General features: G+C 48.2%; 26 protein-coding genes and 1 pseudogene. 7 read left to right on the forward strand and 20 right to left on the reverse strand.

Translation table 11 applies throughout. The features are described from left to right. Together E3E51_RS10250 and E3E51_RS10255 are read left to right on the forward strand one after the other, a co-directional pair. Entirely contained in the window at window positions 1-1605 is a 1605-nt protein-coding gene (locus E3E51_RS10250; protein ID WP_167913016.1) for a hypothetical protein, read from the forward strand. Between the two features lie 4 nt (window positions 1606-1609). After that, window positions 1610-2539 carry an LTA synthase family protein gene (locus tag E3E51_RS10255; RefSeq protein ID WP_167913017.1) on the forward strand — a complete coding sequence of 310 codons (930 nt, stop codon included), beginning with the start codon at window positions 1610-1612 and terminating at the stop codon, window positions 2537-2539. On the opposite strand, the gene E3E51_RS10260 is transcribed toward E3E51_RS10255, so the two are convergent. Genes E3E51_RS10260 through E3E51_RS10270 form a run of 3 tightly spaced genes read right to left on the reverse strand, consistent with a single transcriptional unit; the run spans window position 2536 to window position 4860 of the window. Further along, window positions 2536-4065 (reverse strand): flippase, encoded by a 1530-nt coding sequence (locus E3E51_RS10260; protein ID WP_167913018.1) that lies wholly within the window; start codon window positions 4063-4065, stop codon window positions 2536-2538. The genes E3E51_RS10255 and E3E51_RS10260 overlap by 4 nt on opposite strands. Before the next feature lie 31 nt (window positions 4066-4096). Continuing rightward, entirely contained in the window at window positions 4097-4573 is a 477-nt protein-coding gene (locus E3E51_RS10265; protein WP_240924318.1) for a DUF3368 domain-containing protein, read from the reverse strand. Window positions 4574-4599: 26 nt separating this feature from the next. Then, window positions 4600-4860 carry a UPF0175 family protein gene (locus E3E51_RS10270; RefSeq protein WP_167913020.1) on the reverse strand — a complete coding sequence of 87 codons (261 nt, stop codon included), beginning with the start codon at window positions 4858-4860 and terminating at the stop codon, window positions 4600-4602. A gap of 492 nt (window positions 4861-5352) precedes the next feature. Here E3E51_RS10270 and E3E51_RS10275 point away from each other — a divergent pair, with 492 nt between their 5' ends. The 5 genes from E3E51_RS10275 (at window position 5353) to E3E51_RS10295 (ending at window position 9130) form a co-directional block, all read left to right on the forward strand. Further along, complete coding sequence (locus E3E51_RS10275; protein WP_167913021.1) at window positions 5353-5982, forward strand: hypothetical protein; 630 nt, start codon at window positions 5353-5355, stop codon at window positions 5980-5982. Then, window positions 5966-6895, forward strand: a complete 930-nt coding sequence (locus E3E51_RS10280; protein WP_167913022.1) for a nucleotidyl transferase AbiEii/AbiGii toxin family protein — start codon at window positions 5966-5968, stop codon at window positions 6893-6895. Before E3E51_RS10275 ends, E3E51_RS10280 begins: the two co-directional genes overlap by 17 nt. A 217-nt stretch (window positions 6896-7112) precedes the next feature. Further along, complete coding sequence (locus E3E51_RS10285; RefSeq protein ID WP_162840167.1) at window positions 7113-7277, forward strand: hypothetical protein; 165 nt, start codon at window positions 7113-7115, stop codon at window positions 7275-7277. Further along, complete coding sequence (locus E3E51_RS10290; protein WP_167913023.1) at window positions 7267-8448, forward strand: RNA-guided endonuclease TnpB family protein; 1182 nt, start codon at window positions 7267-7269, stop codon at window positions 8446-8448. Before E3E51_RS10285 ends, E3E51_RS10290 begins: the two co-directional genes overlap by 11 nt. A gap of 157 nt (window positions 8449-8605) precedes the next feature. After that, the gene (locus E3E51_RS10295) at window positions 8606-9130 is read left to right on the forward strand and encodes a hypothetical protein (RefSeq protein WP_167913024.1); all 525 of its coding nucleotides are present in this window, start codon (window positions 8606-8608) and stop codon (window positions 9128-9130) included. A 173-nt stretch (window positions 9131-9303) separates the two neighbouring features. On the opposite strand, the gene E3E51_RS10300 is transcribed toward E3E51_RS10295, so the two are convergent. The 17 genes and pseudogenes from E3E51_RS10300 to E3E51_RS10380 form a co-directional block, all read right to left on the reverse strand. Further along, a complete protein-coding gene (locus E3E51_RS10300) occupies window positions 9304-9477 on the reverse strand; it encodes a DeoR family transcriptional regulator (RefSeq protein WP_346765966.1) in 174 nt (57 codons plus the stop codon). 52 nt (window positions 9478-9529) lie between these two features. Then, the gene (locus E3E51_RS10305) at window positions 9530-9910 is read right to left on the reverse strand and encodes a DUF2283 domain-containing protein (RefSeq protein ID WP_167913025.1); all 381 of its coding nucleotides are present in this window, start codon (window positions 9908-9910) and stop codon (window positions 9530-9532) included. After that, window positions 9894-10226 carry a hypothetical protein gene (locus tag E3E51_RS10310; RefSeq protein ID WP_167913026.1) on the reverse strand — a complete coding sequence of 111 codons (333 nt, stop codon included), beginning with the start codon at window positions 10224-10226 and terminating at the stop codon, window positions 9894-9896. The genes E3E51_RS10305 and E3E51_RS10310 overlap by 17 nt, the downstream gene beginning before the upstream one ends. A 262-nt stretch (window positions 10227-10488) precedes the next feature. After that, window positions 10489-11343, reverse strand: coding sequence for a dTDP-4-dehydrorhamnose reductase (rfbD, locus tag E3E51_RS10315; RefSeq protein ID WP_167913027.1), 855 nt, complete (start codon window positions 11341-11343; stop codon window positions 10489-10491). 57 nt (window positions 11344-11400) lie between these two features. Further along, a complete protein-coding gene (gene rfbC, locus E3E51_RS10320) occupies window positions 11401-11958 on the reverse strand; it encodes a dTDP-4-dehydrorhamnose 3,5-epimerase (protein WP_167913028.1) in 558 nt (185 codons plus the stop codon). 32 nt (window positions 11959-11990) lie between these two features. Continuing rightward, a pseudogene (locus E3E51_RS13180) lies at window positions 11991-12151 on the reverse strand (NADP-dependent malic enzyme); the annotation flags it as partial. 209 nt (window positions 12152-12360) lie between these two features. After that, a complete protein-coding gene (locus E3E51_RS10330; RefSeq protein WP_167913029.1) occupies window positions 12361-13464 on the reverse strand; it encodes an Ldh family oxidoreductase in 1104 nt (367 codons plus the stop codon). 48 nt (window positions 13465-13512) lie between these two features. Then, window positions 13513-14532: an SDR family oxidoreductase gene (locus E3E51_RS10335; RefSeq protein WP_167913030.1), complete on the reverse strand. Its 1020-nt coding sequence runs from the start codon at window positions 14530-14532 to the stop codon at window positions 13513-13515. Window positions 14533-14548: 16 nt separating this feature from the next. Continuing rightward, window positions 14549-15607 carry a glucose-1-phosphate thymidylyltransferase gene (locus tag E3E51_RS10340; protein WP_167913031.1) on the reverse strand — a complete coding sequence of 353 codons (1059 nt, stop codon included), beginning with the start codon at window positions 15605-15607 and terminating at the stop codon, window positions 14549-14551. A 160-nt stretch (window positions 15608-15767) separates the two neighbouring features. Then, entirely contained in the window at window positions 15768-16508 is a 741-nt protein-coding gene (locus E3E51_RS10345) for a sulfite exporter TauE/SafE family protein (RefSeq protein ID WP_167913032.1), read from the reverse strand. Between the two features lie 16 nt (window positions 16509-16524). Further along, a complete protein-coding gene (gene cysC, locus E3E51_RS10350) occupies window positions 16525-17070 on the reverse strand; it encodes an adenylyl-sulfate kinase (protein ID WP_167913033.1) in 546 nt (181 codons plus the stop codon). A gap of 30 nt (window positions 17071-17100) precedes the next feature. Then, window positions 17101-17316 (reverse strand): DUF2283 domain-containing protein, encoded by a 216-nt coding sequence (locus tag E3E51_RS10355; RefSeq protein ID WP_167913034.1) that lies wholly within the window; start codon window positions 17314-17316, stop codon window positions 17101-17103. Next, window positions 17313-17567: a DUF4258 domain-containing protein gene (locus tag E3E51_RS10360; RefSeq protein ID WP_167913035.1), complete on the reverse strand. Its 255-nt coding sequence runs from the start codon at window positions 17565-17567 to the stop codon at window positions 17313-17315. The genes E3E51_RS10355 and E3E51_RS10360 overlap by 4 nt, the downstream gene beginning before the upstream one ends. A 25-nt stretch (window positions 17568-17592) precedes the next feature. Beyond that, a complete protein-coding gene (locus E3E51_RS10365) occupies window positions 17593-19023 on the reverse strand; it encodes an alkaline phosphatase family protein (protein ID WP_167913036.1) in 1431 nt (476 codons plus the stop codon). Between the two features lie 5 nt (window positions 19024-19028). Next, on the reverse strand, window positions 19029-19964 hold the full coding sequence (locus E3E51_RS10370) for a DHHA1 domain-containing protein (RefSeq protein ID WP_167913037.1): 936 nt from the start codon (window positions 19962-19964) through the stop codon (window positions 19029-19031). Between the two features lie 28 nt (window positions 19965-19992). Next, a complete protein-coding gene (gene sat / locus E3E51_RS10375) occupies window positions 19993-21132 on the reverse strand; it encodes a sulfate adenylyltransferase (RefSeq protein WP_167913038.1) in 1140 nt (379 codons plus the stop codon). Between the two features lie 25 nt (window positions 21133-21157). Beyond that, on the reverse strand, window positions 21158-21385 hold the full coding sequence (locus E3E51_RS10380) for a ribbon-helix-helix domain-containing protein (protein ID WP_014788819.1): 228 nt from the start codon (window positions 21383-21385) through the stop codon (window positions 21158-21160). Window positions 21386-21430 lie beyond the last annotated feature (45 nt).

Below are 21430 nucleotides of genomic sequence, written 5' to 3' on the forward strand. Positions count from 1 at the left end.
ATGGGATATAGTCCAAAAATCTCTTTGATACTGAGTATTGTATTTGTCAATTTATTAACATTGTTGGTCCTGTTAGTTAGAGAGTACTACATCATCTACCATCATATTTACACATACTTTTTAGTCTCCCTTGCTATCTTTATTGTAACAAGCTTGGGAGTTGTCTTCTATTGGAGGCACTCTGGAATTACTTGTACATGCATTCCATGGGTCATTGGTACATCTCTTTTTCTTGCAATTCCCATTTCATTTTACCCTAATACCGTAAACAACCCAGATGTAATAAAGATGCTCCAGCTCACATCATTTCTAATGAGTAAGAACTTTGAGCTAGCACGCCATATTGACTATAGTGCATTTCCCGGATTTTCTTATATACTGGGCATAATTAGTGTTACTGTAGGGATGTCTATAAACATAAAACTCGCCTCACTTGTATATATACTCTTTTCTTTTGTGTTGTTACTAGTAGTGTTCGCCCTTGGTATGAAGTCCAAACAGCCAAGCATGTACATGTTGATTTTGTTCTCTTTAGGATTTATATATTCCTTTAACTATCTGTCCCCTCAGATGCTAGGGCAGATTTTACTTGTTACATCTTTAATTGCACTATTGAACACAAATCTATCTTTTATGGCCCGCTTTGTAGTATGGTCTATAAGTTATATAGGCGTATTACTAATCCATCCCGAGAGCATGATAATGTTATTTTTAATATTCATATTCTATTTTATAGTCTTCAGTTTAACCTTAGAAAAACAAAAACGTCCAGTAATGATGCTGACGAGTATAATACTATTCTCTATTCTGACCACAGTGTATTTAATCTTTTTTGTACCTTCTAATGGGCCCGAGTACATTTTGAAAGCTCCTTTGGCATATTTTATGGAGCTAAAGAATGTCGTCTTTCACTTGTTTACTCATGGCAAGGATTCCGTTGTAACGTCCAGTACAATAAAACCATCAAATATTTTAATTTTCTCTAAGATTAATTTAACATACAATCTCATTTTATTGGTTTTTGTTATATACCTCCTCATTAAATATACAAATATGTACCTTGAATACGGAATACTAATGTTGTCATTTATGACATCTGCAATCGCATTCGTTGCTATTTTTGGATTGTCTTTTGGGCAATTTATTGGTAGGCCCGCATTTGCTGTTTCACTTGTAGTTTCTATTGTACTCACTAAGTATCTAAACACACGCAGGGCGAGGGCAATACTTGGGGTTACATTAATAGCGTTGCTTTTTATGCTCATTTCATTTCCAGCTCGCGTTGCACCACAAGAGTGGAATGTTCACGCACAAAATTATTATCCACCAATTGACTTTATTATTGATCATCACACTCAAAAGCAAAGGGATATCTACTATTTCCTTTATCCCAACCCAGGAATATCCATTCAGAAAGCAGAATATGTTATCCTTCCCATTGGACAGAAAGAATATGTTATTGGAATGAGTAATTTTTTTGGATGGAACGCACAAAAGGCTATGAAGCAGATAATGTTAAGTTATGAGTATCAAGGCATCATATATACAAACACCAAATCCCTAACCATGTGGAAGTGTGTATCTAGTAGTTTTATAAGGAGGTGAAAAAATGAGAGACACCATAAAACAGAAAATTCTTAGTGTAAAAGCGCATTGGAATAATAAGATATGGTGGAAAGATGTTATGATAGATCACATTTCTAAGATAGTGTACCCTACGAATAATGGTTTCTATGTACTCTCAGAAGATTGGGATTATTTAATAATACTAGATGCTTGCAGGTTTGATATTTTCAGTACAGTCATTAAACAAAGCAAACTATATCACTTAGGCAAGTTAGAGTATAGAATCTCAAGGGGATCTATGACTGCAGAGTTCCTTATCGAAAACTTCAGCAGAGAAAAATTCGAGGATATTATATACATAACTGCAAATCCATTTGTAGATATGCTTCTCAAAGGACGATTCTATAAAATAGTCTCAGTATGGAAGGATGGATGGAATGAAGAACTAAAAACTGTACATCCACGTGACGTTTACACATATGCTATTAGAACCATCGAGAAATACCCCACAAAACGCTTTATAATCCACTTTATGCAACCACACTTCCCATATTTAACATTCAGACCGCAAGAGGATACGGGTTTTTCGCAACATCGAGAAGCTGCATTAAACGGCAAAGAAACATGGGAAGACCAGACAATATGGAACCTAGTTCAGGAAGGCAGAGTTCCTCTAGAACGTGTTATTAAAGCATACACGGAAAACCTGAGAATTGCACTTGAATATGTAGAAAAGCTTGTAACATATTTAGATGGAAAAATAGTAATAACCTCAGATCATGGAGAAGCTTTTGGAGAGCCATTTCACAAATTAATACCTCTGAAGATATATGGTCATCCTAGAGGAACAAGAATAGAACCATTAGTCAAGGTACCGTGGTTTATTATAGAGAAGCCAAGACAAAAGAAAAATCCCGAAGCCCTTAAAGTACAAAAAGCAATCAAAAACCTAAAACTCAAAGGCAAAATCTAAACAAACCTCTCCAAAATCCTCTTTACAACCTTTAAATCAACCCCTACTCTTTTCTCTATTACCAGAAGCAGCTCAACGTCCTCCATATCGATGCTCCTGCTCAGGAGAACCAGGATCAGGTACATCCCAGTGAAAACAACCAAGATAGGAACCGCATACCAGATGCTTGAAACTCTCAAGTGCAATCCCATGACCAGCCCCAGCAGAACAAAACCAATAACCAGCGACTTAAGATAGCTCCAGCCAAATGGGTGTATCCGGGTTTTCTGATAAAGCCTGAGGGAATTCAAAACGTTAGTTACAAAATATGACGCTGTAGTGGCGATGGCCGCGCCCTCGATACCGTAGCGGGGTATCAACAGGGCGTTCAGGGCCACGTTTATTCCCGCCGATAGTAGGGTGGAATACATTATGAAATTGCTTTCCTTGATAACAATTAAACTCCAGCCGTTCAGCCCCAAAAGCGTGTGGAACATAAAGCCCAAAGCCAGAATTTGAAGCACTGGAGCCGCTGAAAGGTACTTGGGCCCAAAGAAGAGGTTTATGGTGGCCTCGGGAAATAGAAAGATCAAAGCAAACAGCGGAAAAGTAGCCAGGAATATCCATTTAGTCAGGATTTGATACACCCTGTTGAGCTCATCAATTTTTCCGTGGGCGTAGAGGACGGTGGCCAAAGGCGGAAAAATCAATCCCGCAGAATTCAAGAATACTGGTAAGAGCTTGGCGATCGGAGCGGCACCGTTATACAGACCAACAACATCAGAACCCAGATAGTACCCAAGCATCAGAGTATCCGTCCAGGTCATGACGAAACCAGCGATACCTGTCAGCATGAGGGGGATTGAAAATTTAATCAGCTCTTTTCCAAGCTTTGAATTTAGAGAAACCCCAAACTTAAGCAGGTCATCTTTCCAGATACTAACCATCAAAGCCAGAAATGCCAGGCCCCAAGCGGCAACGTGGGCACCAAAAACAAACGCAAACGGGAACCTCAGAAACGCTCCCACCACAACAAAGACCATGAAGAGCACAGGATAAACAATATTCTGGAAATACACCTGCTCCCTGACCCTTCCAAAGCCCCTCGATACTGAGATAATGACCCCGGCCAGCGCCCAGAATGGGAGGGCAAAGACCGCGATTCTCAGTGCCCCTACCAACCGCTCATCACTGAAGAGCCGCGAGATGCTTTCCGCGCCGGCGAAGAGTATGGCAGTCCAGAATATGCTGTTCACTGCAACAATCACCAGTGCCGTTGAAATCAAATCCCCGACCTTTGATGGTTCCCTCTCCCTGTAAAAGGCAACCTCTCTAGGCAGAGCGTTCTGAAAGCCGAGCGTCGCTATTACAAGGGCAATGTTCAAAACGGTCAGAGCTAGATTGAAAACCCCGTACTCCCCAGTGGAAAAATACCTCGCTATCACTGCCCTGCTGAGGAATCCAAAGAACATCGAGATAACCGTTCCAGCAAAAACAATTCCCGTTCCCCTGGCGATCTTCTGCAGGGCCTGGCTTGCCTCGCTCATGGGGGTCACCTTTTTTGCATCTTTTGCATCATTATTGCTTCATTTTTGCATCACTGGCATTGTACATTCTTTTCAGCTCTTCAACGACTTTATTGCTGAAACGGACACCCCTGGCTCTTAACTCCCCTATTATAAGTTCCAGATCTTCGTTTATTATCCCCTTCTTCTTCGCGATAAAGAGAAGAGCCAGACTCCCAGCAACATTCAGCCCGAGAGACTTGGCAATAATCCGGGGGATTTTCTCATCCAGAATTATCAGGTCAGCATTGAGTTCTTTAGCGAGGACTATCGCCTCGGCCTCTCCGACTTCAATTTCCCGCGTGAGGATTTCAACGCTCAGCTTATCCTTAACCTCCAAAACTCTAATCCAGGTTGCGTTCTTAACGTCTTCAGAGCCGGGCTTTCCTTTTCCTCTCTCCACAACCTCAACCCAGACTGCCCTCGGAGTTATAACCTCTCCAAAAAGCTCATTAAGAATGTTCAGTTTCCTGACCTTGGCCAGTGCCATTAACGGCCCCGAGTCAGAGACAACTATCATAACAACCTCTCCAGGGTCTCAATGTCCTCCTTCAAGTCCTCTTCGTTGTACTGGAGGGGTATTCCTTTTGACGTCAGAATCTCCATCATCTCCCACCTGCTCACCCCTGCAATCTCCGCAGCTTTACCGAGGCTGACTATGCCCTCACGGTAAAGCTCAAGGGCAAGGTAAATTCTAACAGTCTTAGGGAGCTCCTTTCCACTAACCCTTAAAATTCTCGCCAGATCCTGGGGAAAGGAAACCAGAATTTCATTCATTTCTCACACCATAAAGATTGTGAACATGTGGCATTAAAAACATATCGTCCTCTTACTGACCTCCTCACCCTGAAGGGCGAGGCTTGCAAAAAAGAAAAACCGGATCAGGTTCTTTCTTTTATAGTTCTGAACCAGTGTTAACACTATTCCCTGTCTGAAGAGCCTGACCTGCCTCGCTCATGGGATTCACCTGTAATTATGCTGTTTTTTCCTTCCCCAAAATTGCCACCTATGTTTGGAAGTACCCAAAGAGTGACCACTATTTCTGGGAGGATGTTGAATACTATGCCCGTTTTGGACTGGAGATTGTGGTGGAGTGGGAGGGGGAAGGTTAGCCGTAACGACGTTTACGAACTTTACACAAGTTACGGCTAACCAGAACGGTTCCTTTTTCAATTGTATGATGGCTTTGAGCCCTGTAACACATGATCGGGGCATAAATTTGTAGAACAACCGTTAACTTTTTTAACTGTTGTTCCACAAACTGAAAACATGAACATCGCAGTGCGGTTCATCCTGTCCAGATACGGTGGAAAAGTCGTCACGAAAGAGGAACTGGCCGAGATATGCGGCAGATTTGGGGTTAACCTCGATTATCTGGTGCATCATCTTATATCCTATGGCTACGCGGTCCGCATTCTCAGGGGACTCTACTATGTAAAGACCGTTGAAGAGTTCAAGCTGAAGAAGGCTTTAAAACCGCTGGAGGTTATCGGGCTTGGGTTGAACAAACTTGGCATGAAATGGTACTACGGCCTGTTTACAGCCCTTAGATTAAACGCCCTCACACATGAGTACTTCACTAAGATATTTGTCCTGAACGACGGGATTTACCGTTCAAAGGCCATAAAGATTTACGGGGAAGACGTCGAGTTCATAAGAATCAAACCCAAACTTTTGGAGTTTGGCGTAGTGGAGCGGGGGGAGATAAGGTATTCAGATGTGGAAAAGACCCTCCTGGACTTTCTGTACCTCTCGCGGTACAATCCAAAGCTTAGAATCACTGCAAAAAACGTCCTGGGGGAGTATTGGGACAGGGTAAACAAAGAAAGGATACACGAATACCTCAAACATTACCCCCACTCACTGAAAGGGGTGCTTGAGGATGAGGGACTACTCTGAGTTCATCCAGTTGATAGCCGAGAAGAGCAAAATTGGGAAGCCTGATTTGATTGAGAGGGATGTAATCCTGCACACAATCCTGAAAAGAATGTATTCTAGCAACTATTTCGCCCAGAACTACATTTTCAAGGGCGGAACCTGCCTGGTTAAATGCTATTTCGGCTACTACCGCTTCAGCGTTGACCTCGACTTCACCTTTATGAATCAGGAAAAGTGGGGAGGGCTCTCAAAGAGAAGCAGAAGAAAAGCTCTCGTTGGGGAGGCACAAAAAGTTGGCGACCTAATTGAAGCTATTGCCGGCTACATAGGTCTTGAGTTCAATGCCGAACTGCAGAACAGGCGGTACGTGGAGTTTGGAAGCGGTTCAAAGATGGTGACTTATAAACTGTACCATCCCTGTAAAGAGGGAGGCATGATAAAGGTTCAGGTCAATCTAGTTGAAGACATTATCTTTGAACCAAGAAGACTTACGGCAAGAACCCTTCTAAGCGGGATTTCATTGTCCGAAAACGACAAGCTGTATTTCTACGATTTCCTCGATGATTATTCTGAAGTCGAAGTCCTCGCTTATGACCCGAGGGAGATCCTGGCCGAGAAAGTCAGGGCAATTCTAACCCGGAGAGTTCAAAAATTAAGGGATTTCTACGATCTGTACCTGTTATACCAGCATGGTTTAAGAATAGCCGACTACAAAGACGAGATTATCAGGAAGGTTGTTTCGGCCATGAATTATGAGAAGTACAGAGAGAATCTCAGAAGGAACAGGAATCTATTTAACGCAGGGTTTAATGTTAGGGATGAATATGAGGTTTACCTGCTGAACACCAAAGTGGATAAGGGATTCACAGAGTTCCTTGACCAGACGGTTGAAGATATTGGTAGAATCCTTGATGAAATAAAAATATATCCCTGAAAAATTTTCCAGTAACACACTAACATTTTGATAGAGCGGGATTAATAATCAGCATAATGGAGAAAAAACAGCTCCATCCCCTGGCGATCTTCTGCAGGGCCTGGCTTGCCTCGCTCATGGGCTGTTCTTTAGTCGGTAACTTTCGTAACTTTTGTTGGTTTTTGTTAGCACAAGGTTTAAATATTCCTACTTAGTATTCTTTAAGTGGTAGTTAGTAATGCCTAAAGCAACTTTCGTCATCAGTGAAGAAACCCTTGAGGAGTTCAAAAAACTCGCCAAAAAACGTTATGGAGACAAAAGAGGAGTCCTAAGCGTTGCAATTGAAGAAGCCATCAAAGATTGGATTAAGAAAACAAAAAAGGAGCTGGAAAATGCCGAGTGAAACCATCAAACTCACGGCAAAATTCAAACTCAAAGAAACACCCGAAGGGTTAGATGAGCTTTTCGAAACTTATCGTGAAATCGTGAACTTTCTCATCACTTATGCTTTTGAAAACAACATCACCAGCTTTTACCGGCTGAAAAAGGAGACTTACAAAAGCCTTCGGAGGGGATATCCAGAACTGCCAAGCCATTACCTTTACACGGCTTGTCAAATGGCAATAGCAATCTTCAAAAGCTTTAGAAAGCGGAAAAAGAAGGGTAAAGCTAAGGGAAAGCCTGTTTTTAAGAATGAAGTCATCATGCTGGACGACCACTTGTTCAAGCTCGACTTGGAGAATAAAACCGTAAAACTCTCCACTCCGAATGGGAGGACTCAGTTAGAGTTTTATCCCGCAGAATACCATGAGCGGTTCAAGGATTGGAAGGTCGGGCAGGCTTGGTTAGTTAGAACGCCGAAGGGACTCTTCCTAAACGTAGTCTTCTCTAAAGAAGTTGAGGTTAAAGAGCCTAAAGCCTTTGTTGGCGTGGATTTGAACGAGAACAATGTAACCCTTTCCCTCCCGAATGGAGAGTTTATCCAGATAATCACTCACGAGCGTGAAATCAGGACTGGCTACTTCGTGAAGAGGCGAAAAATCCAACGGAAGATTAGGACTGGAAAGAGGAGGAAAGAACTCCTCGAAAAATACGGGCGGAGGGAAAGGAACAGGCTTAACGACCTTTACCATAAACTCGCCAATAAAATCGTCGAGCTGGCGGAAAAATATGGTGGGATTGCTTTAGAGGATTTAACGGAAATCAGGGAGTCAATCAGGTATTCGGCTGAAATGAATGGTCGCCTTCACCGTTGGAGTTTTCGGAAGCTTCAATCACTCATCGAATACAAGGCGAAATTAAAAGGTGTTAAGGTTGTTTTCGTGAATCCTGCTTACACTTCTTCCCTGTGCCCGGTATGTGGGGGTAAGTTAAGCCCGAATGGGGGCAGGGTTGTGAAGTGTTCGAATTGTGGGTTTGAAGCTGACAGGGATGTGGTTGGGAGTTGGAATATTCGTTTAAAAGCCCTGAAGATGTGGGGAGTCACCGTTCCCCCCGAAAGCCCCACGATGAAGAAGGGAGTGGGAAAGGTTAGCCGTAACGACGTTTACGAACTTTACACAAGTTACGGCTAACCAGAACGGGTCACCTGTAACTATGATGGCTTTAATAAATCAGCACATGTGGCTTAATACTTCCAGGTTTTTCTCCTTCCCAAAATTGCCACTATGTTTGGAAGGTCCCACGAAAAGCGTTATAAATTTAACTCAATGACATGACCTAGGATAATTCATGCCGCTTGTAATAGCCATTGATGAAAGCAGCAGAGCAGCTGCAATTGTAATAGTCGAGTACAATGACCTCCCCAAAATTGCAAGGGAGTTTAGGGGAATAAGACATTTTAGGGAGGTCAAAAGAAACAGAAACCGGTATTTAAAGGACGAGTTTAAGCCAAGGCTGGAAAAAGCCGTGAGGAAATACCGCCTTGAGCTTAGGTACTACTCCAAGATTGACCACTATTTCTGGGAGGATGTTGAATACTATGCCCGTTTTGGACTGGAGATTGTGGTGGATGATAAACTCTGGAGGGCTGTTGTGGATAGATTCGGAGATATGCAGATCTCAATTGCAAAGGAAGGCGATATTGCTCCAGCCATAGAAGAGTTAAAACAAAAGCTTTGGAGAGCAGGGAAGGAAAAAGATGTTTCCATTCAAAAGCAAATTGAGAAAAAGCTGGAGTATTACCTGCAGAGGAAAATCCTGATAACAATAGCCGATAATTACGTTAATCTCCGGAGAAGAGGGCTAAAACATTAAAAAGAACCAGAGACACACCCGCTCATCTGCCCCCTCCTGTCATCGGACGGGCTTCACAGGGGAGCGGGCGAAACATTCTGCCTAATACTGTCTCCAGTATCTATTATAGATTCGTCCCTTTTAACCTTTTGGGTCACCTCGCTCATGGGGGTCACCTTTTTGACTCATTTGACTCATGGTTGACTCATATTTGACTCATGGGGAGTCTTTAGTTTATACCTGCCTTTTTCAACACGCTCGAAAATTCCCAGTTTAACCAGAGCACTAAGATCCCTTGTAGCCGTTATCCTTGAAACTTTAAACAGCTCCCGATATTCTTTATTTGTTATACTGCCTTTCCCCTTCACATAGAGTACTATCCTGAAATTATGAAAATCAGAGGATTCTCTTCAATTCCATCTAGACACTGATAGAAGTGACTACCGTGGGAAGGCCGACGTTTGCCATTTCCAGTACCCTTGAGCGCTCACGTTCCTTTTTTCTCTGGACTACAACTATTGAAATCATCATTTCAACCCGGTCCTCGCTGATCTTGATCTCCGCATGGAGCCTCCTAATGTTCCTGAGCAGGCCTTTGTCCAATCCAAACTTCTCGGATGCCCCAAGTATCTCAAAACCGATGACGTCCAGCTTATCCCCATCCGAAAGCCGGCCAAAGTCAAGAATAACATCATCCCCAAGCATAACAGAATGCTCATACTTACCCTCCGGCACCACTACAAAGAGTGAATCGACAAGGGGGTCGTAATCCATGGGCCTGAACTCAATCTTCTCTCCCATATTCTTTCACCTTCGTTCTCCTCTTGGAGGGTTGCGGAAACACCGTCACCACGATTAATTTTAATTTGCTCTTAACATGCCTTGCATCCACTATTATTATCAGGTCCTTATCCTCAGTATACGCGTAATACAGCTTAAACCTCCCCTCAGGCTCTTGCTGGAGCACACCTCTGAGTCTCTGTGGGTTATAAAGCAGCTCTTCCACCAAATCCTTTGAGATTCCCCTAATCTGAAGGCGATATTCACAGTGATGGGTAACTGTAACCTCAGAGATGCTTTTGGACCTCAACAGAGCCACGAACTTGGTGAAATCCATGTTCCTTCGAATATTATACCCAAACCAAGCATTTAAATATTACGTTTTTGGAAGCCTCTTCTTTCAAAAAAGCAACGTAAAGACCAGAGCTTTGCTTAGGAGGACTCATGAGCCTTTCCCACGTGACAGACCAGAAAGCATTGAACCTGCATCCAGGCAAAGACTATTCCCGTCCCCTAGCGGTCTTCTGCAGGGCATGACAGCCTCGCTCATGGGGGTCCCCCGTAATTATGGGAGAGGTATGAAAAAGAAAAATACGGGTTTATTGTATATGGCCCTTTTCCCTCAGATAGTCCTCAAGTGCATTCCTCCACGGTCTCATGTTAATCCCGTGGGATTTCAACTTTTCAACGCTCAGCGCTGAGAACTTTGGCCGTTTCGCCTTCGTTGGAAACTCGTCAGAAGTTATCGGGTTCAGATTTGCCCCGATGCCGGTTATTTCAAAGATTGCTTTCGCAAATTCGTACCAACTGCAGAATCCCCCGTTGGTCACGTGGTATGTTCCGTAGGGCAATCCGTTCTCCAGTATAGCCTTTATGGCCAACGCGGCATCTTTCGTGTATGTAGGGGACATGATGACGTCATTCACCACGTTTAGTTCTCTCCCGGATTTTGCAAGCTTTATCATGGTCTCCACGAAGTTCCCGCCCTTACCGCTCGCGCCGGCGATTCCAAACAGACTGGAAACCCTAATAACGTAATGCTCGCCGTGTATGTACCTCGTCAAAAGTTCCCCCGCATACTTGCTCACACCATAGACGTTTATCGGGTTCGGAACGTCATCCTCCGTGTATGGCCTACCCTTCTCCCCGTCGAAGACGTAGTCAGTGCTGATATACACGTTGATTGCGTTGATATCCTTGGCTACCGTGGCCACGTTTCTAGCACCAACCGAATTAACAAGGAAAGTCTTTTCGGGGTTTTCTTCACATTCATCGGTTTTGTGATACGCCGCCGTGTTGATGATCACATCGGGCCGGAGTTCCTTTAAGATGTCCAAACTCTCAATGTCCGTGACATCCAGATCCCTGTGGGTCAGGGGTACTGCATTCTCTCCAAAGGCCCTAACTAAATCACTCCCAAGCTGACCATTTGCCCCGATTACCGCTACCCTCATCACGACCACCCGAACAACAGGCTCAATTAAACATTAAAAAGAATAAAACCCCATTCATTAAAACAATTCTCCCCTCTGGATCAGCTCCTTTAGGGTTGGCCATTTTTTGTCCTTTTCTGAGAGGATTGGCTCCTCAACGGGCCACTTAATTCCCACGTCTGGATCGTTCCAGAGCAGTCCGCCCTCCTGATCCGGCGCATAGACGTTGTCAACCTTATAGGCAACCTCGGCAACATCGCTCAACACCGCGAACCCATGGGCAAAACCCCTGGGAATGTAAAGTTGATACTTGTTGAACTCTGATAGGATAACCCCAACATATTTTCCAAAGGTTGGTGAATCCTTTCTTAAATCCACCGCAACATCGTATATTACCCCGCGTACACATCTCACAATCTTCGCCTGGGCATACTGCCCCTTCTGGAAGTGTAATCCTCTGAGAACCCCATACTTAGACCTGGAATGGTTATCCTGGATGAATTCCCCCGTTATCCCCGCCTTTTCAAAGTCCGATTTTTTGTAGGTTTCCATAAAGAAGCCACGCTCATCCCCAAACACCTTGGGTTTTATCAATATTACATCGGGTATCTCCAACCGTCTAAACTCAAACGGCATCAAAACCACCTCCATTGTTGTTAGCTTAAGTTTCACTTTAAGCTTTTTCGTTTCTCGTTTACCGGTGCTATGATTCTCTCATAAAACTCTCTGAGCGTTCTTGTGTGTTCTTCAACCCATTCCCCGCTCACGTTTCTCCTCGCGACCCCTCTTTCATAGCCTGCTCCGCCACGGCCCTTGCTTCCTTTGGATAGCCTTTGTTAGGATTCTCAAAGTCGCAAAACCTGCAGCACGGCACCAAATAAGGCTATCATGATTTCACGAATCTGTCGGGGTCTTGCTCGCTAACCATTACATTCTTTACTTTTGAAAGTCCCGCCCTTTAGGGTGGGGCGGAGGTCAGCGGAAACGCATCGACACCGCCAAAATGTTTAAAGAGCAGAGCTTTTCCTTTCATTAAGCTCACTCACGTTCCCCGTCGGATTTTAATTTTTCCACCCCAACCCTTTCAGCTATCCCATTCAACTCTTCCATGACTTTCCTGTAAATGGGGATACCAACCTTTAAGCGGGTTTCCATCGTGAGAAAGCCCTTTTCTCCATGGATCCAAATCTTCTCAAAATCCTCGTGCTTCCTTGAACTTTTCAGCTCTTCAATCATTGCACCCATATTCTCCCTGAACTCCTGGAGCGGGACAAAGGCCTCAATGTTAATAGCCATAAAAAAGTGGTCAACCTCACTGTGCTTTTCGCTTGTATTCTTCACGTGTCTGCTCCATGTTCCGCCACTTAAAATCCCCGCCAAAATATCAACCATAACACTCAGCCCATAACCCTTATGCCCACCGAAAAGCTCCCCAAAGCCCCCCAACGGCAGTAGAGCACCACCAGCAAAAACCCTTTCAACATCCGTTGTTACATTGCCATCGCCATCAATGGCCCAGCCTTCTGGAATCGGCTTTCCCTTCCTCCGATACACTTCGAGCTTTCCAATTGGAACGACACTGGTTGCCATGTCAAGTAAGAACGGTTTACCGTTGGTCGGAGCGGCTAGAGCAATGGGGTTCGTTCCCAGAAACCGCTCCACCCCTCCAGTTGGGGCAACTAAGGGACGAGAATTAGTCATGCTGATTCCAATCATGCCCTCCTCGGCGGCCATCAGGGCGTAATACCCCGCGATACCATAGTGATTGCTGTTCCTTACCGCCACGACCCCGACACCACTGTCTTTAGCCTTTTCAATAGCCAGCTTCATAGCGTTATAACCCACGACTTGTCCCAGGCCTTCATCACCGTCAATTAGAGCATATGAGAGTCCTTCCCTAACGATTCTAATATTTGGATGGAGGTTTATCCCCCCGCTCAGGATTCCATCAACGTAGCGTTTGAGCCTCTGAACGCCGTGACTTTCGATTCCCCTCAGGTCAGCCATGACCAAGTTGTCAGCAACTATTTCCGCATCATTCTTAGGAACCCCAAGCTTTGTAAGAACATTCACGACAAAGGAGAAGAGTTCATCTTTAGGAATCCTTACATAACTTTCATCGACGTGGCCTTTTTCAAACATCTCCCTCCCCCCAGCAAACGGAGTCAACAACGTAAAAATTGGAAAAAGTCACAGGATTCTACCGTTCAGCTCCACTTCCCGGATGATTTTGTGCGCTTCCAGTAGATACTTATACCACTGAACCGTTCTGGTCTTTATATCATCCTTGATTTTTCCGTCCTCCAATGCACTGTAAATCTCCTTTGCGGCATCTTTTGGAGTATATTTTGGTTTAAATCCAAGAACTTCATTTATTTTCGAGAAATCAACCCTGTATGACCTCTTGTCCGGATCCCCGTACCACTCATACTGCAGTTCCATGCCGAGTGCATCAGCCAGCATTTGAGCTAACGGGAATATCTGATAGTTCTGTTCATTGCTCCCAACATTGAATATCCGCCCGTTAACCAGTTCGCTATCAGACTCAAGAACCTTAATGAACGCTCTGGAGGTATCCCGAACGTGGACAAAGGGTCTCCACTGGGTTCCATCCCGCATTATTCTCAGTTTTCCATCCTTCCAGAGATACAGAACCATGGCATTTATCACCAAATCAAAACGCATCCTGGGGGAAAGTCCGTACACAGTGGCCTGTCTCAGGAAAGTTGCGCTGAATTTGTTATCCCTCAGGGGCATAATATCCCGCTCCGCCAAAACTGCCGATTTCGCATAAGTTGTCAGCGGGTTTGTTGGTGAATCCTCGTTCACAATTCCATCCTGAAATCCGTAGACACTGCAGGTTGAAGCAAAGATATACTTCTCCACCCCATATTTTTTAGCCAGCTGCGCAACTCTCACCCTACCCTTGTAGTTTATTTCCATTGTCCTCTCCGGATCAAGCTCCCCAGAAGGGTCATTCGACAGCGCTGCAAGGTCAATGACGGCGTCTACACCCCTCATGATAGAGGGATCAAACCACCGTATGTCATCTTTGACCAAGGTCAATCCCGGATGCCCCTCAACATCCCTTAGCGTCTCCCTGCCAAAGAAAAACCTGTCAAGGACAATGACTTCGTACCCATCTTCCAAAAGCATCGGCACCATAACGGAACCGATATAACCTGCACCTCCCGTAACCAGCACTCGCATTTTCCGTCACCTCCGATTATAAGAGTACCCGAGACATATCGCCCAATACGAATTTTCTACCCGACGGGTGAGAACTCCCCCTCAAAATCTTAGCCCCCCTTCCGATGAGGCTCTCCACTATTCTCCCGGCATCCCTTATCTCACTGTCGGGCAGGATTATTGAGTCCTCCACCTCAGTGTTCTCTATAACAACGTTGTCCCCGATGCTCGTGTATGGACCGATGTAGGAGTTCCTTATCACGACATTCTTGCCTATAACTACGGGGCCCTTTATGACAGTTTTCTCGTCTATCTCCGTCCCCTTTTCGATTACAACCCTTCCGTGGATCCTCGCCTTTGTCTCGACCTGTATCTCCGTCTGAATGTCGTCCAGGATTAATCTGTTCGCATCGAGCAAGTCCCCGGGCTTTCCGGTATCCTTCCACCATCCCGTTACCTTCGTCCAGCCGACACGGTAGCCATTGTCAATGAGCCACTGAATCGCATCCGTAATCTCTAATTCGTTCCTCCATGAGGGCTTTATGTTCCTTACCGCCTCGTGGATGACGGGCTTGAAGAAGTAGATTCCCACCAGAGCGAGGTTGCTCGGCGGCACCTTGGGCTTCTCGACGAGCCTTTTTATCGTCTTCCCGTCCTCGCTGAGCTCAGCAACGCCGAACTGCTGGGGATTTGGAACCTCCTGAAGGAGTATGCTGGCGTCAAAGTCCCCATCTTTGAAGTGCCTTAGATGCTCAACAATACCCTCCCTGAGGATGTTGTCACCCAAGTACATGACGAAATCATCATCGCCGAGGTAGTCCCTGGCAACAAGTATCGCGTGGGCCAGCCCCTTCGGGTCGCCCTGATAAATAAACTCTATGTCTGCGTCCCAATCCTCACTTAGCACAGTTTCCTTGACCTGCTCGGCGTTCGGACCAACTATTATGCCAATCTCATGAATACCTGCTTCAATTACGTCTTCAATCGCGTAGAAAAGCACTGGCTTGTTGGCAACGGGAATCAATTGCTTCTGCTGGGAATAAGTGAGGGGTCTCAGCCTCGTCCCATGGCCGCCGGAGAGAATAAGGGCCTTCATGATTAATCACCGAAGTTGGGTACTGGTTTATAGGATAAAAACCTATCGTGCGAACAAAAGCCGCGTTCGTACCGTTAACAAACCTTTAACAACCATATATGCGCGGGCCACCCACCCGACCTCCTCCCCGCCCCGGAGGGCAAGGCGCAAAAAGAGCACCTCACACATCCAGCAGTGTGAACAGGCCGATCAGCAGTATTATCACGTTCATGGCAGTTTTAAGCTTCTCCCTATCGGCGATCCGGTTCACATGGGTGCCGAGGTAAACGCCCGGAATCGTCCCCAGGATGAGGGTTCCCGCGAGACCGTAATCAACCCCACCGATGCCCGCGTAGTTCAGGAAGCTGGAGGCCGAAAGCGCCAGTCCGTAGACTATCGTAACCCCGACGACATCCTTCGGATCGAGCCGGGCGACGTTCATCAGTGTGAAGCTCACTATAACCCCAGCCCCAACTGACGTGAACTGGACGGTCAGGCCGACGATAAAGCCGAGAAGGTAAACGTAGGCCCACCTCGGCCTTACAGGGATGCGGAATTCGCCCTTGAGGAGGCTCAGAACAGCACTGATGACCAGAATGATCCCGAGGAGCGGCGTGAGGTATCCGTTCAGAACTCCCCTGTCAATCTCCCTCAGGATTATCCCGCCGAGAACTACAGCAGGAAGGCTGCCCGCGAAAAGGCGAAGCGCTATATCGTACCTTATCCCGCCCCTCCTCCCGTGGAAGAACACCCCAAAAATCCTCGTGACGGTGGCGTAGAGCAGGTCCGTTCCCACAGCCGTTAGCGGTTCAACGCCAAGGAAGATTAGAGAAGGGGTCATCAAAGCCCCGCCGCCAACCCCCGTTAGGCCCACGAGAAAACCGACGAGGAAGCCCAGCCCAACGAAGGTCAGCGGATTCAATGCCCTACCCTCCGGTTCACGGCAGGTAGCCGAGCTCCCTGGCCTTTGTTATTACCGCCTCGACCTCTTCTTCCGGCGTCATCTTCGAGCTGTCCACCCTCACCTCGGGGTTCTCGGGCTCCTCGTAGACACCGTCGTAGCCGGTCAGGCCCTTTATCTCGCCCCTCAGGGCCTTGGCGTACAGACCCTTCGGGTCGCGCTGAATCCTGACCTCAAGCGGGGCGTAGACGTAGACCTCGATGAAGTTTCCTATCTCCTTCCTCGCGTACTCCCTGACCGCTTTGTAGGGCGAAATCAGCGAGACTATCGCTATCACGCCGTTCCTGCTGAGGAGCTTGGCCATGTGGATTACAACCCTGTTGTGCATCTCCCTCGCTTCCTTCGAGAAGCCCAGCTCAGGGTATAGCGTCTTCCTTATCGTGTCCCCGTCGAGTATCTCCACGCGGTAGCCCATCTCCCTGAGCTTCCTCGCGAGCTTCACAGCCAAGGTTGTCTTTCCGGCCCCGCTCGGCCCCGTGAGCCAGATTGTAAATCCCTTTTCGAGGTTTTTGAGCCCATTCATTTTATCTCCTCCATCCAAGCAGTAGTAGGATCAATGGACAGTGGCCTCTTCGATCCTTACGGTTATCTCGTTCAACGGATGCGAGTGAGTTCTCAGGGAGGCATTGATTATCTCTATGCCCACTATCTCCCCTTCCTCCCCGTAGTCTATCAGCACTCCCTCCTCAACTTCCACTGTCTCGACGATCTTTGCGTCCGAGAATTTTATGTACATGACATCGTGTTTGGGGTCGTATGATATCCTCATCGTTTCTCACCCCCACCGTATTTTCTAACTTTGGAGGTTATGTATGCTGTGATAACCACAACCACACCGTTAAGAGCCTCTTCGTAGATAACCCTTATCATTTTGCCGTTCAGACGCTTCTGGGCAACTTTCCTACCAGAGTACCCTTTCAAAACACTGTCCGGGTTCAAGATGGCCTCTTCCACCAGTTCCCCAGGTATTCCCCTTTCCTCAATCCTTTCCAGCGCGTGGGGAATAAACCGTATCTCCATTATATCACCTGTCAAAAGGTAAGAGCTAGAGGATGCTCCTCCCGTGCATTCCCGCGAGGGGCTCCTCAATTCCAAAGAGCCTGAGCATGGTTGGAGCGAAGTCGTAGATGGTGAGCTGGGTTGCCTTGCTCTCGTCGAAGCCGGGCAGGTACATCGAGAACACTCCGAACTCGGAGTGGTTGGCATCGTCCGGCCCGGTGTCGTTCTCGGGCAGGTAGTTGCTCGGATGGCCGACCGTTCCAGCGGCGCGCCAGTTGAGGTTGTCGAAGTAGACCATTATGTCGGGCTTGCTTCCCTTCGCTATCGGATAGATGTCCTCCGGATAATAAACGCGGGTGTCCCACTTCTCGCCGTTCGGGCCGCGTATTGCCTTTATCTGCTCGGCAACCTCGTCCCTCACCCTCTGGAACCTGGAGAGGGGTATCTTTCCAGCTTTCTCCCTGCCGAGCACGTTGAGGAAGACGCGCGAGTAGTAGCCGCCCCAGCCCCAGGCGGTGGTTTCCTTCCAGTCCACGTCGAGGCTCTCGAAGCGCTTGACCTTTCCGTCGTGGAGAACCTCGGGGTTCCTGACCTTCAGGAGGCCCTCCTCGGCCAGCCACTGATTCACCGCGAAGTTGCCGTGCATGGCCTTTATCCCGTGGTCGGAGACGATGAACACGGCCGTCTCGTCGAGGTCCACGAGCTTGAGCGTCTCGCCTATCTCCCTGTCCAGGAGCCTGTAGTAGTCCGGGATGACGTTCTCGTATTTGTTCCCCTTCCCGGGGTAGAGGTGGTGGTTCGGGTCAAAGTAGCGCCAGAAGGCGTGGTGAAGCCTGTCGAGGCCAATCTCGACGAAGTGGAAGTAGTCCCACTCCTTCTCCTGGATGAGGTAGCGGATGACCTCGAACCTCTTCTCCGTCATCTCCCAGATGCCGTCCCTGACCTCGTCCTTAGCTTCCCTCCTGAAGGGGACGTCGAAGATGTACTCGCCGACCAGCCTTTCAATCTCGCCCTTGAGCTCCTTCGGGTAGGTGTAGTCGACGCTTGCATCGGGCGTTATGAAGCAGCTCACGAGGTGGCCGTTGATGGGCTTCGGCGGGTAGGTCGGTGGAACGCCGACGATTATGGACTTCTTCCCCCTCTCGCCGAGGTAGTCCCAGAGGGTCTTTTCCTTCACCTTCCTGCTGTGGGCTATCCAGTAGTCGGTGTAGGAGTAGCCCGTCCTGTGCCTGAAGCCGTAGAGGCCGAGCTCGCCCGGCGTCTTTCCGGTGACCATCACCATCCACATCGGGATGGTTATAGCCGGGATTCCCGTCTTCATCGGGCCGTAGACGGACTTTTCTAGGAGCCTCTTCACGTTGGGCATGTCGTCGATGAAGCGGTTGAACAGCAGCTCCGGCGGGGCCGAGTCGAGGCCTATGACGAGGACCTTCTTCGTCCCCTCCACCCCTTCCTTAACCTTCCTTTCAAACTCCATTCTCCTCACCTCAGGTATTCCTCGATGATTGCGAGCACATCTTCAATTTTATCCCTCTCACAGACGCAGCCGAGGACTTCCCTCTTGCCGCCCGCGTTCGCTCCGAGGGCCTTAACGCGTTCTATGACCTCGGCCACCTTTATCCTCTCCGCCTCCTTCCCGGAGATTCTGAAGTACACCTGCACCTTTCCATGGAAGTTTCCGTTGACCACGACCGCCCCCCTGTAGTTCATCTCCCAGACGAGCTTCCTCGCGACCTTGGAGATTATGTTGAACGGGCTCTCGAAGTGAACGATGGCAAAGCCGTTCCTCTCCTCGACGTTTGAAACCGCCCCTTCGATGGCGTCCCTTATCGCTTCAGCCTTCTTAACCCACGGATCGTATTCAAGGAGTTCCTTTACGTCCCTGCTCAGGAGCACCCCAACGGCTCCCTCAACTGCCCCCCGATCCATGGCGATGTAGTTGGAGTCGATGAGCTCGACGATTCTCAGCGCATCTTCCCGCGAGATTCCCTCCCTCTCCAGAAGCTTCCTAACCCAGTCCAGCCCGAAGGCCCTCTCGCCGATATCGCCGACCGCCCCGAGGACCGTCCACGCGTTGAAAAGGTTGAATTGCTCCGAGACGACGAGTGAGCACGATGGGTAGTATTTCCCGCCCAGTGAGGGGTTGACCTGCTCCACGAGCGGATTCTTGATCCTCGGCTGGGTGTGGTGGTCGATGAACAGCGTCGGAACTGCAACCTTCTCGACCTCTCCCGGCACGTTGAAATCCAGCACGTAGAGCCTCTCGGCCTTCTCAGCGGCCCCCCATATCCTCCCGTCGAAGCGGAACTCGCCTATTGGTGCAGTGATGTTGGTGAACTCCTCGGGAGAGAGCGCCCTAACCAGCAGCGCCGAAGACGTCACCCCGTCGGTGTCCCAGTGGTGGACGATTAGATGCACCTAACTCACCCCGCAAAAAATAATGAAATCACTCCACGAAGGGATTCTCAAAGCTCCTCACGACCTCGAAGACCTCCGGCCTCATCATATGCTCCGGCGGCTGCTCGCCGGCCATTATCATCTTCCTGAGCTTGGTGCCGCTTATGTGGACGTGGAACTCCCTGTCATGGGGGCATATCTTCGCGTTGACCATGCCGCCGCACTTCCTGCAGTAGAAGGACTCGCGGATGAACATCGGGGTTATTCCCAGGTCAGGGAACTCTCCAAAGAGGTCCCACGCCTCGTAGGGGCCGTAGTAGTCTCCAACGCCCGCATGGTCCCTTCCGACTATGAAGTGCGTCGCACCGAAGTTCTTCCTCATTATCGCGTGGTGAATTGCCTCCCTCGGCCCGGCATAGCGCATCTCGTAGCGGACGGTCGCCAAAGTTGCCGCGTCCTTGGGATAGTAGTGCTCGAAGAGCGTCTCATAGGCCTTGATTATGACTTCATCGCGGTAGTCGCCCTTTTTCTTCCTTCCGAGGACGGGGTTGATGAAGAGGCCATCGACAAAGGTGAGGGCGGCTTTCTGCACGTACTCGTGGCCGAGGTGGGGAACGTTCCTCGTCTGGAACGCAACTATCGTCTTCCATCCGCGCTCCTTGAAGAGAACCCTAGTCTCTACCGGCCTGAGGGTGTACTTCGCGAAGGGGTTCGGGAGCTCGTTGAGGAGTTCGATCTCGCCGCCGACGAGGTAGTCGCCCATGTTCATAACGCGGGCCACGCCGGGATGGTTGAGGTCGTCGGTCTTGAAGACCTTGACCGCGAACTCCTTTTTGTCGTAGGTGTAAATCTCTTCGACGTGCATCCTCGCTATCGGCAGGTCGTCGTAATACAGGAGAATCGCATCGCCCTCGTCGAAGGTCTTCTCCCTCACGTCGAGCACTATCGGAATCGTCCAGGGCGTGTCGTCGCTCAGGCGCATGTGGTCGAGGACGCTCTGGAAGTCGTCGCTCGTGAGGAATCCCTTGAGCGGCGAATAAACGCCGTGCGCGATGTTCTCAAGGTCTATGGCCCTCCCGTGCTCTATCTGGACGCGCGGATATTCTTTCTGCTCGCTCAGAATCCTCTCGCGGGTTCTCTCGGCAACGAGCCTCCTGACGAGTCTGCCTCCATGCGGCTTTGAGACCATGGTATCACCTCAAAAAGGAAAGACCTCAGTCAAGGTAACCAAGGGCGCGGAGCCTCTCCTTGACCTTCTCTTCCTCCTCCTCGGTGAAGACTTCCTCCTTCTCCTCCTCTTCGAGGCTCGCCAGAACCTCGCGGAGGACGTAGGTGACGTAGTCCGAAACCGAAGTGAACCCGGTGCCCTCTATCCTGGCTTTAATCTTGTCGTAGAGGGGCTTGGGTATGGAAACGGTCGTATACTTCTTTTCCTCAGCCATGGCGAGCACCTCCGGCCTTAATGATATTTAATTACATTTAATTAA

This window comes from Thermococcus sp. 21S7 (assembly GCF_012027615.1).
Classification (GTDB): Archaea; Methanobacteriota_B; Thermococci; order Thermococcales; family Thermococcaceae; genus Thermococcus.